We start from the raw sequence: 11,379 nt of genomic DNA, 5'->3' as shown, positions 1-11,379 counted from the left end.
ACATATTCCTGACATTATTGTCTTTTCAGCCCTTTAAATCGCTATTTTATCAGTATTTTTGTTACATGCAGATTGAAGCGATATTAAGTAGAATGAACATCTCATCCTTAAATGAGATGCAAAGTGAGGTTGTAAATTCCTTAAAATTAAAACAGGATATTATTTTATTGTCCCCTACCGGAACCGGTAAAACACTGGCATTTCTGCTTGCTGCTTCTTATTCCTTTGATACGACTAAAAAAGGTCCGCAATGTCTTGTTTTAGCTCCTACACGTGAACTCGCCCAGCAAATTGAATCGGTCTCCAAAAAAGTGTTTCATGGTAAACGTGTAGTTTGTTGTTATGGTGGTCATTCAACCCGTGAAGAGCGTACAGCACTCAAACACGCTCCGGATATCATAATCGGTACACCAGGACGTATAGCCTATCATTTACGTAATGAAAACCTGGATACAGCACAGTTGCACAGCCTGATACTGGATGAATTTGACAAGTCACTGGAATTTGGCTTTCAGGAGGATATGTCCTTTATCATTGAACAACTTCCCGTGCTGAAACAGCGTATACTCACATCTGCAACACAGATGGAAGAGATTCCATCTTTCACAGGTATCTCAGATGCAATTACTATCGACTATCTGGACAACAGTGATGCGGCTCCGGATCTGACCATAAAAAAGGTAATCTGCAGACCGAAGGAAAAATTGAGAACATTGTTTAACCTGATTTGTCAGATCGGGAATAAACGTATGCTTATCTTCTGCAATCACAGAGACGCAGTAGATCATATTTCCGAACTGCTGATGGACCGCGAGCTGATCCATGACGCTTTTCACGGAGGAATGGAGCAGGCTGACAGAGAACTCACGCTTCTGAAATTCAGAAATGGCACTTCACAGATTCTGATCACTACAGATCTGGCAGCCAGAGGTCTGGATATTCCGGAGATTGATTCTATTATTCATTATCAGCTTCCTTATAAAGAAGATGCTTTTGTACATCGTAACGGCCGTACCGCACGTATGAAAGCTGCCGGAAATGTATATGTGATCCTGACAACCGATGAAAACTACGCTTATCTTCCGCAAGAAATGGAAGAAGAGATTGTCACAGAAGATCACCCTATGCCTCACAATTCTCCTTTCATGACCTTGCATATAAATGCCGGTAAAAAGGATAAAATAAATAAGATTGATATTGTGGGTTATCTGCTTAAGATTCCGGAAATAGAAAAAGACGATGTAGGAATCATAGAAGTCAAAGAAACAATGGCTTATGTCGCTATAAGGAGATCAAAAGCTACCTTTGCCATGAAACAGTCTCAGGTAACGAAGATGAAGAATAAAAAAGTAAAGATCACCCGATCTTAAAACCATCCGGCTAAAGAGCAGATTATCTGCTCTTGTTTTCCATATATGCAATGACGGCGTCTGGTACCATCGAGCTGATATCTCCTTTGTGAAGCGTTACATCACGGACAATAGTAGAGGATATATGTCCCAGACCACTTGTACTCATCAGAAATATAGTATCAATTTCCGGGGCAAGGTGCTTGTTATTCTGGGCGATAGCATATTCAAACTCAAAGTCATTGGTGTTACGCAGACCGCGTAAAATATAGTTCGCCCCTACCTGCTTGCAGTAATCGACTGTAAGACCTTTGTAAGTCGTTACTTCTACCCGATCGCTGACCTCTGCAAACACCTCTTGAAGTATAGCCACACGGTCATCAGTAGACAGCAGCCCCTGTTTGGTACTATTTGTACCTACTGCTACAATAATCCTGTCAAACAATTCCAACGCACGCAGTACAATATCCTGATGCGCTAAAGTAACGGGATCAAAAGATCCTGGAAAAACAGCTACTTTCATACTTATTCCGGTTTTTGTTTACTATAAAATCCAAAAGATGAGTAACCATATTTGCGTATTTCCAGCAGATACGGTGAATCATCCAGTCGCCGTGTGGAAGGAAATTCCACAACCAACAACCCATTATCTCTCAATAGATTACCCTCAATAATCAAATGTGGAAGTTGAGGTAACTGTGGTATATCATAGGGAGGATCTGCAAAGATAAGATCAAATTGTTTTTTGCAGGAAGTGATGAATTTGAAAACATCAGCACGCTTTGCCTGTATGGTTTCCATTTTCATCTTTTTGGCCGTATCCTGAATATATTGTACGCATTTGAAGTGCAGATCTACAGATTGTACCGACAGCGCACCTCTGGAAGCCAGCTCAAAGCTGATATTGCCTGTACCTGCAAATAAATCCAGACATTCGATTTCGTCAAAATCGAGACGATTCTGTAAAATATTAAACAACGCTTCCTTTGCAATATCTGTAGTAGGCCGGACAGGAAGATTGTTTGGTGGATTCAGACGGATACCTCCCCATGCGCCCCCGATAATTCTCATACTAATATTCGAATAATGTGTTTAACCCCTGCAGCTGCTGTTGTACCTGTTCATCGGATGAACTGATTTTGATCTTTGCAGTCAATGTTTCTACTCTTTCTGCAAGCTGAGCCACTCTCTCCCGATAATCCTCTTCCGGTATTTCTCCGGATATCAATAGTTTCTGCACTTTATCTTTGATATGAAAACTGCTGAAAATACGTAAGAGGTAATACGTCAGATCTTCAACGCTATATACTTCAAATGTGTTATACAACTGAAATTGTCCGTTGAGAAATACAAATATATCTGCCACCTGATCTCCAAAATGTACACCAATCACCTCACCCTGTAACGGAATATGTTGTTGAGCCTGATCCAATATCACCTGAAATTCCGGTATAAACTGTGCTTCCGGAAAAAGTGACTTCCAGCGGTTGTACAGGATGGCATCAAACTGATATACTGCGGTAACTCCACCCAGATTCAATTTCTGATGAAGGGTATTTCCCTGTTGCTCATCCATCAGAAATTGAGTATAATCTTCCAGTGCTTCCTCCTTAAACAGTTCGTTAGGAACAAATACAAGACTCTGGTGGGGTACTACTATCTTTACCCGGACAAAGGGCAGACTCAGCAATTGTAAAGCTGAGGGTTCCGGCTGTTCACTTTCATATTCCATCATCACCTGAACAGTTCCTTTTTCATCCGACACAAGAATAGTATCCGTATGAAATCCGGTTTTGACCAGAAGTGTATAATGGGGCAAATATTGAATATTAAATTGATCTGAAGTATAATTCATGTGCAAAGCTACCTTTCGAAACGGTATAGATTACTATATCTAACAAAATTAGCTTTTACAATTGATATGACAAACCTTTTAGATAACTTTGATTGTGCATATCCAAGATTTACTGATACAAAATTTTCATTGGCCACCTACTCCACAGCAAAAAACAGCATTTTCGCTGTTGGATGAATTTCTGAGTACTTTTGACCGTCAACAGGTCTTTATTCTGAGAGGTTATGCAGGTACAGGTAAAACAGCCATTATCAGTTCCGTTGTAAAAACACTTCCTCAGCTTCGTAAGAAAAGCGTGTTACTGGCTCCTACGGGACGGGCAGCTAAAGTCATGAGTTATTATTCAGGGAGAAAAGCATTTACCATACACAAAAAGATCTACCGCAAAAAGACATCCATTGCCTTCAACATGGATTTTGGGTTAGCAGAAAATTTACATGAAGACACTTTATTTATTGTAGATGAAGCATCTATGATATCCAACGAATCTGTCAATATATTTTCCAAAAGTCTGCTTCATGATCTGATCCGCTATGTACAGGCAGGCAAAAACTGCAGTCTGCTGTTTGTAGGAGATACCGCTCAGCTTCCTCCAGTAGGTTTGTTGCAGAGCCCTGCTTTGGATGCTGAATATCTCCGGGATGAATTTTATCTTCATACTTTTGGTTTTGAGCTTACAGATGTAGTAAGGCAGGCAAAATCATCCGGCATTCTGTTTAATGCCACCAAAATAAGACAGGAGATCAAAATAGAAGAAGAAAAAAATGACTACCCTTTTCCGCAGTTCATTACGAAAGGATTCGGCGACATTTTTCAGATGACAGGCGAAAAACTAGTGGAAGGCCTGCATTATGCCTACGATAAATTTGGTTTGGAAAACACCTTGGTTGTATGCAGGTCCAATAAATCTGCAAATCTGTATAATCAGAATATACGAAACCGGATTCTATTCCGTGATGAAGAGCTGACCGGAGGTGATCTGATCATGGTCGTCCGAAATAATTACTACTGGCTTACAGAGAATAACGAACAGAATAACTCCGGATTTATAGCCAATGGAGATATGGCCGAAGTCAGAAAAGTCGGAAACATCCATGAGCAGCACGGATTTCGTTTCGCAGATGTTACCCTGGAATTTTCAGCCAGTGAAGAAGAGGATCCTGTCACCTGCCGGGTTATTCTGGATAGTCTGTATTCGGACTCTCCAAATATGCCTTATGAACAGCAACAGCAGCTCTATGAAGCAATAGCCAGGGATTACGAAGATATCTTCTCCAAAAAAGACCGCATGGAAGCTATCAAAAAAGATCCTTACTATAATGCCTTACAGATCAAGTTTGCCTATGCGATCACCTGCCATAAAGCACAAGGCGGACAATGGGAAGCCGTGTTTGTCGATCAAGGGTATATGAATGATGATATGCTAACAACGGAATTTCTACGCTGGCTCTATACGGCACTGACACGTGCTACAAAAGAATTATTTTTGGTAAATTTCAATGAAAAATTCTTTTAACCCATGTCAGAGAAGGATAATATAGAGCTTCAAAAACAAATAAAACGATTTCTGGATGTATTGAAAAGGAACAAACAGGAACATCTTTCTCCTGTTCAATCCGGAAATATAGATAGCAGAGCATTATTTAATCTTTGTTTTGATCATTACGAAAGCAATCTCCCTTTACATGCCTCCTGGCTACTGGAAAAATATCTGAAGGCAGAGCGGCTTCAGCTACAACTCCTGCACTCGGATATAATTAGCCGGCTGAATGAAGTTCGTATCGAAGGCAGTCAGCGTATTTTTGGAAATATTATAATCTGTATTTTAGATAAGAGAAGTAATATCCGGCTGAATTCACATCAGGAGGAAATGATTATAGAAACAATTTTCAACTGGATGATTACTCCTGATAAGGCAGTAGCCGTAGTGGCCAATTGTTTTGAAATTTTATATTATCTGAGCAACAAACATAGCTGGGTTAAAGAAGAGCTTGTTGCTCAGATTGAATACTTTCTCAAAGACGGACCTCCCTCTATACAATCCAGAGGAAGAAAAATTTTGTCTCGTATCAGAAAGAATATCTGACACCTGCTGAATAGAAGGTATACATATCGTTATGCTGAGATTGTACAGGTACGAAACCATCCAGAGCATCATTTTGCCCCATGGAGAACTGAGCATTTAAAACCACGCTGAAGTATCTTCCTGTACGGTTGTTGAAGTTGTACTTGTTTACAGGTATAGCAAAACCGGCATTTGCAACGGGAAATAAAAAGGTATTCGTGGTTTTTCCCTGATTATTAGAGACTGTACCATCCGCTTCTATCAACTCTTTAAAATCGCTTTGAATTCCACCGAATCCCACTCCCAGATAGAAAGAGTTCAACAGAATCTCTGTAGGAGCTGAATATGCAGAAAGTCTTTTATCAGAAAACTGAAACGGAAAAACAGTGACATTTACAAATCCTGCATAATAACCGTTATTAACCCTTCTTTTATTTAACGTATCTGCTGTAGCAGCAGCTTTCAAAGATCCTATCTGTCCTTCCAGTCCGACGAGAATACCTTTATAAATACGGTAATCTGCTTTCAGGTAAAATGCAACAGACATACCGGATTTTGGCAGGTCGCCGTACAGCACAGTTGGTCCTGCTCCGGCAGTAATGTGAAATTTATCGTTAGCTTTCTTTGCTCCTCCGATTACAGGAGGACAATCCAGCTGCGCGAAGCTGGCAACAGGAGCACAAAAAATAATCGTAAGCAGGAATATGATATGTCCTTTCATATGGTATAGAGTGTGTATGTGCAAATCTAAAATAGTGTATTACCTCTTGAATGATGGATACGTCCCAAATGTTTAAATGCCGCTTCCGTACATTCTCTCCCCCTGGAAGTACGCATCAGATATCCTTCCTGAATCAGGAATGGTTCATATACTTCTTCTATCGTCCCCTCATCTTCTCCCACTGCGGTAGCGATGGTCTTCAGCCCTACCGGTCCACCTTTAAATTTATCAATGATCGTTGTCAGAATCCGGTTATCCATCTCATCTAACCCATTTTCATCTACATTTAAAGCATTCAGTGCATATTGTGCTATCGCACGATCTATGGAACCGTTTCCTTTAATCTGTGCAAAATCGCGTGTACGGCGAAGCAGCGCATTGGCTATACGTGGAGTACCACGGCTACGGCGTGCGATTTCATATGCTCCTTCATCTGAAATAGGCGTATTAAGAATCGTGGCTGAACGCAACACAATAGTTGTCAGCAATTTTGCGTCGTAATATTGTAACCTTGAATTGATCCCGAAGCGGGCTCTTAAAGGAGCGGTCAGCAGTCCAGAACGCGTAGTGGCGCCTACAAGGGTAAACGGATTCAGCGAGATCTGCACCGAACGTGCATTAGGCCCCGTTTCCAGCATAATATCGATTTTAAAATCCTCCATAGCTGAATACAGATATTCTTCTACCAGCGGACTGAGACGATGTATCTCATCGATAAACAGAATATCACCTTCTTCCAGATTGGTTAGCAGACCAGCCAGATCACCTGGTTTATCCAATACCGGGCCTGAAGTGATCTTGATACCCACTCCCATCTCATTGGCAATAATATTGGATAATGTCGTCTTCCCTAATCCCGGAGGGCCATGTAATAACACATGATCTAATGCCTCTCCCCGTAATTTGGCAGCTCTGACAAAGATTGACAGATTTTCAAGTATTTTTTCCTGACCTGTGAAATCTTCAAACGTCTGGGGTCTGAGCACACGCTCCAGATCACGATCCGCAGGATTCAGATGTTCAGGATTGGGGTCAAGATATTCGTTCATATGTACAATATATAACTTTACGTGCTATTTCTAATTATATTTTTTGAACCAACTGGCTATTTTTAGCTGAATCACACCAAAAAAGGCTTCTCTGAAGATTTTTGTACTCATCTTAGAAGTTCCTTCCGTTCTGTCGGTAAAAATAATAGGTACTTCTACTACATTAAATCCGTATTGCAATGCTGTGAATTTCATTTCTATCTGAAAAGCATATCCGACAAACTTAATTTTATCCAACGGAATCTTTTCAAGTACCCGGCGGCGAAAACAAACAAATCCTGCTGTTGCATCCTGAATCGTTATGCCTGTTATAAACCGGACATAGACGGAAGCAAAATAAGACATCAGCACCCTGCTCATCGGCCAGTTGACGACATTCACTCCCTTCACATAACGGGATCCGATAGACATGTCTGCTCCATCCATGCAACATTGTCTCAGCTTGAGTAAGTCATTAGGATTATGACTGAAATCTGCGTCCATCTCGAATATAAATTCATAGTGACGTCCCAAGCCCCATTTAAATCCATGAATATAAGCTGTTCCCAGACCTAATTTACCTTTCCGCTCTTCCATATGCAGATGATGCGGAAATTCCTGTTGTAATTTTCGCACAATGTCAGCCGTTCCGTCCGGAGATCCGTCATCTACGATCAGAATGTCAAATGCAATGGCTAAAGAAAAGACTTTACGAATGATCTTCTCAATATTTTCTTTCTCATTATAGGTCGGAATGATGACTAAGCTATCTGTCTGTTGCATAAAATAAATTGACGTAAAGGTAGTAATTATCCCTAAAGAATGACGAATATAATACCCCTCCAATTATGCTTTTATCCTATGCGGGACAACAGGGAAAGTTGATTACTGTATTTTCAAAAGCGTGACAGTTACTCATTACTGACTGAAAGAACCTATCTGTATATAAGATAGCTTAAATAAAAAAACGGATCTATTATTACCTAGATCCGTTTCCTTCATTTGTAAATGAAATACACTATTTTACGCCATTCATCAGCTTTTTGACTAAGGGAGAGATGACTATCAGAAGTACACCTGCTCCAAGAGCATAGATCCCAAGTTGTTTATAGCCATCTGTATATGCCAGAAGTTTATCCATTAAAGATGCTTTTTCATCAGGAGCTGTCATACCCGCTCCTAACAATCCGGCAAGATACTGTCCGTAGGCACTTGCCAAAAACCACAATCCCATCATCATCCCCCCAAGGCGTTTAGGAGATAATTTGGTAACCATAGACAAGCCTATCGGAGACAGACACAACTCTCCTAAAGTAACGGCAAGATAGGCTAATGTAAATACGCCCAGAGAAGTTTTTCCGCTGGCATCAGCAAAGAAGCGGGTCGCAAAGAAAATATAATAAGCGACTCCCAGTAATAAGAAGCCAAGCCCGAACTTTACAACAGTATTCGGTTCAACTTTCTTCTTAGACATCGCTAACCATACCAGACCTAACAACGGGCTGAAAGCAATTACGAAAAGAGAATTTGCGCCGTTATTCACCATATTAGGATCTATGCTGAAAAACAGAAGGTCACGATGTAAATTGTTATTTGCAAATAAGGCTAATGACCCTCCTGCCTGTTCAAAAATAGCGAAAAACAGGATGGAAAACATGATCAGAATCAAAGCTGCCATAAGCTGCTGACGTGCCTTTTTCTCCTTTTCAACCAGCATCTGATAAAAGAAATAAATCAGTGCCAACGGACCGATAATATACATAAACATGTCAGTATATCCGGTATTATGGATCATGATAAAGATTAATGGAATACAGGCTAATGCACCAATGTACACCAATACTTCCTGCACCGTTTTCTTTGCTTTAGGAAGGTGTTCAATAGGACTCGCACCTATTGGTCCCAAATATTTTTTAGTAAGTAAAAAGATAAAGAGTCCGATTACCATGACAATTGCGGCTGCCATAAAAGCCAGATTCCAGGAATGTTCTTTACCCAGCCACACACACAATGCACCACCTAAAAGTGCTCCGACATTTATTCCGGAATAAAAAATTCCGAATCCGGCATCTCTTCTCGGATCTCCCTCTTTGTATAACTCTCCTACCATAGAAGAAATATTCGGTTTGAAAAATCCTGTTCCGATAATAGTAAGTACTATCCCCAGATAAAAGAAATCATGCGGAGAAACCGCAATTAATGCGTTGCCGGCGATCATCAGTATCGCTCCGAAAATCAGAGAACGTTTGAAACCAAGAATCCGGTCTGCAAAGATCCCTCCTATAAAAGTAAAAGCGTAAACGAAAGCCTGAATAGCTCCATACTTAAGATTTGCCTCTTTATCTGTCAGAAATAACTGATCGACCATAAAGATTGCCAAAACGCCACGCATTCCGTAAAAACAGAAGCGCTCCCACATTTCCACCAGGAATAAGTACCAAAGTTGCTTAGGGTACTTTCCTTCAAAATTCTGAATTTCGGCTAACGTTTGTTGTTTATATTCCTCCATTTTGTATTATGATATATTAAAAAAAGCTTTCCCGGATAAGGAAAGCCTTTAGATTTTTTATTTTACGCCGTGCATAAGTCGTTTAATCAGCGGATTAAGCAACATCACCAGTAGTCCTGCTGCAGCCGGAATAATAGTGAACAGGAAGAAAAAGTGACTCAATGAGTAATTCTCTTTGATAATCTCCACCTGACCTCCCAGAATAGCAGCCAGTTTCTGAGCAATCGCTATCGCCAGATACCATACCCCAAACATAAAGGCCAGCATACGCGCAGGAACTAACTTAGAAACATAAGATAAACCTACCGGAGAAATAAACAACTCGCCTAATGTATGGAACAAATAGGTCAATACCAGAAAGATCATCGATATCTTCACATGCTCGCTGATGCCCAATGAACCTAATCCCAATATTAAAAATCCGATCGCTACCAGTACCAATCCGAAGCCATATTTAAATGCAGCAGAGGGATTGAATTTGGATTCCCAGATTTTAGATACAGAAGATGCTAATGCAATAATGAAGAAAGAGTTAAGTGTAGAGAACCAGGAAACAGTAATCTCCGAAGTTTTGGCTGTAAATTCATTGGTCAGCATCCAGATAGCTGCGCCCCAGATCAACACAAAACAAATCAACAAAATAATATTGGAAGGAGCTATTTTTTTCCAGGTTGCTTTTGCCAGCAGAATCAACACCCATGAGATAATGGTCAACGGTACAATTGTAAATAAGGCATTTACAATATTGAAGATTAACAGACTATTGCCTGAAAGCTGTCTGTCAATATGATCACGCGCTACCAGTACCAGAGATGTAGCTCCCTGCTCGAAACTCATAAAGAAGAAGATCAGGAAGAAAGCAAGCAAGATAACGGCAAACATTCTGTCACGCACGATCTTGCCATAGCGCAGAATGCGGGATACGATCAGATAAATAAAAGCAATAAGTGCTATAAATATCATCAGGTATTGTCCTCTCAGATAAGAAGTATCAATAAATTCAAAAATATCTACAACCCCGTTTTTGGAAAGCGGATCGTTGAATGCATACATAAAACCTACAACGGTAATAAAGCCGATTAACACCATGTCAAAGGTAGTGTACGGATTGCGTTTACTTTCTTCTTCGCTCTCCTTCGCTTTCTTTTCAGCATCTTCTTTAGCCGACTTATCCAATACCCCCAGGTTACCCATTAGTGGTTTTGCAGCCCAGAACTGAATGGTACCGAGGAACATAAAAATACCTGCCAGTCCAAATCCCCAGTGCCAGCCTACTTTTTCGGCTAAGTAACCACATAGCATCATACCAAAGAATGCTCCGGCATTTACTCCCATGTAGAAAATAGTATATGCACCATCTTTTTTCTCCGGTAAATGCTTATACATCTCTCCCAAAATAGAAGGCATATTCGGTTTGAAAAAACCTGTACCGATAATCAGACAGGCCAAACCGGCAAAAAACATATAAGAATTATCAAATGCCATCGCTGCATGCCCCAGAGTCATGACAGCTGCACCTATAATAACTGCTTTACGTGAACCAATGTATTTATCCGCAATGATACCTCCCAGAATAGGAGTGAGATATACCAGCATAGCGTAAGTTCCGTACAGGGCCCCTGCCTGTTCAGCTGTCCAGCCCCATCCGGAAAAAGGACTTCCGAATATAACCGCAGAAGTTAGAAACTGAATCAACAATACGCGCATCCCGTAATACGAGAATCTCTCCCACATTTCTGTAAAGAAAAGAACTAATAATCCGGATGGATGTCCCAACACTGTTGATCCATCTATACCGTCTTTTTCAAGCGTGCCTGAAACGGCACGATTCTGATCATTCATATAAAATTTT

General features: G+C 40.5%; 11 protein-coding genes. 3 read left to right on the top strand and 8 right to left on the bottom strand.

The window, feature by feature from the left end; genetic code table 11:
• The first annotated feature begins 65 nt into the window (after nucleotides 1–65).
• Nucleotides 66–1,370, top strand: coding sequence for a DEAD/DEAH box helicase (locus B4B65_RS10690; RefSeq protein WP_409590272.1), 1,305 nt, complete (start codon nucleotides 66–68; stop codon nucleotides 1,368–1,370).
• 22 nt (nucleotides 1,371–1,392) lie between these two features.
• On the opposite strand, the gene coaD is transcribed toward B4B65_RS10690, so the two are convergent.
• Genes coaD through B4B65_RS10675 form a run of 3 tightly spaced genes read right to left on the bottom strand, consistent with a single transcriptional unit; the run spans nucleotide 1,393 to nucleotide 3,204 of the window.
• Nucleotides 1,393–1,872 carry a pantetheine-phosphate adenylyltransferase gene (gene coaD / locus B4B65_RS10685; protein WP_293915624.1) on the bottom strand — a complete coding sequence of 160 codons (480 nt, stop codon included), beginning with the start codon at nucleotides 1,870–1,872 and terminating at the stop codon, nucleotides 1,393–1,395.
• A gap of 2 nt (nucleotides 1,873–1,874) precedes the next feature.
• Nucleotides 1,875–2,420: a 16S rRNA (guanine(966)-N(2))-methyltransferase RsmD gene (rsmD, locus tag B4B65_RS10680; protein ID WP_293915623.1), complete on the bottom strand. Its 546-nt coding sequence runs from the start codon at nucleotides 2,418–2,420 to the stop codon at nucleotides 1,875–1,877.
• A 1-nt stretch (nucleotide 2,421) separates the two neighbouring features.
• A complete protein-coding gene (locus B4B65_RS10675) occupies nucleotides 2,422–3,204 on the bottom strand; it encodes a DUF3822 family protein (RefSeq protein WP_293915622.1) in 783 nt (260 codons plus the stop codon).
• A gap of 94 nt (nucleotides 3,205–3,298) precedes the next feature.
• Here B4B65_RS10675 and B4B65_RS10670 point away from each other — a divergent pair, with 94 nt between their 5' ends.
• Together B4B65_RS10670 and B4B65_RS10665 are read left to right on the top strand one after the other, a co-directional pair.
• Nucleotides 3,299–4,720 carry an ATP-dependent DNA helicase gene (locus B4B65_RS10670; RefSeq protein WP_293915621.1) on the top strand — a complete coding sequence of 474 codons (1,422 nt, stop codon included), beginning with the start codon at nucleotides 3,299–3,301 and terminating at the stop codon, nucleotides 4,718–4,720.
• A gap of 3 nt (nucleotides 4,721–4,723) precedes the next feature.
• Nucleotides 4,724–5,290, top strand: coding sequence for a hypothetical protein (locus tag B4B65_RS10665; RefSeq protein ID WP_293915620.1), 567 nt, complete (start codon nucleotides 4,724–4,726; stop codon nucleotides 5,288–5,290).
• On the opposite strand, the gene B4B65_RS10660 is transcribed toward B4B65_RS10665, so the two are convergent.
• From B4B65_RS10660 to B4B65_RS10640, 5 genes are all read right to left on the bottom strand, one after another.
• Nucleotides 5,274–5,990, bottom strand: a complete 717-nt coding sequence (locus B4B65_RS10660; protein WP_201679027.1) for a hypothetical protein — start codon at nucleotides 5,988–5,990, stop codon at nucleotides 5,274–5,276. The genes B4B65_RS10665 and B4B65_RS10660 overlap by 17 nt on opposite strands.
• Before the next feature lie 26 nt (nucleotides 5,991–6,016).
• Nucleotides 6,017–7,039 carry a Holliday junction branch migration DNA helicase RuvB gene (ruvB, locus tag B4B65_RS10655; protein ID WP_002995807.1) on the bottom strand — a complete coding sequence of 341 codons (1,023 nt, stop codon included), beginning with the start codon at nucleotides 7,037–7,039 and terminating at the stop codon, nucleotides 6,017–6,019.
• Nucleotides 7,040–7,069: 30 nt separating this feature from the next.
• On the bottom strand, nucleotides 7,070–7,801 hold the full coding sequence (locus tag B4B65_RS10650; protein ID WP_201679026.1) for a polyprenol monophosphomannose synthase: 732 nt from the start codon (nucleotides 7,799–7,801) through the stop codon (nucleotides 7,070–7,072).
• A gap of 235 nt (nucleotides 7,802–8,036) precedes the next feature.
• Nucleotides 8,037–9,527, bottom strand: coding sequence for a peptide MFS transporter (locus B4B65_RS10645; protein ID WP_293915619.1), 1,491 nt, complete (start codon nucleotides 9,525–9,527; stop codon nucleotides 8,037–8,039).
• Between the two features lie 57 nt (nucleotides 9,528–9,584).
• Nucleotides 9,585–11,369 (bottom strand): peptide MFS transporter, encoded by a 1,785-nt coding sequence (locus tag B4B65_RS10640; RefSeq protein WP_201679024.1) that lies wholly within the window; start codon nucleotides 11,367–11,369, stop codon nucleotides 9,585–9,587.
• Nucleotides 11,370–11,379 lie beyond the last annotated feature (10 nt).

Source organism: Sphingobacterium sp. UBA5789, from assembly GCF_002418355.1.
GTDB lineage: Bacteria > Bacteroidota > Bacteroidia > Sphingobacteriales > Sphingobacteriaceae > Sphingobacterium.
Note: the sequence above shows the minus strand (reverse complement) of the source record. Positions and strands in the feature narration are given on the sequence as shown.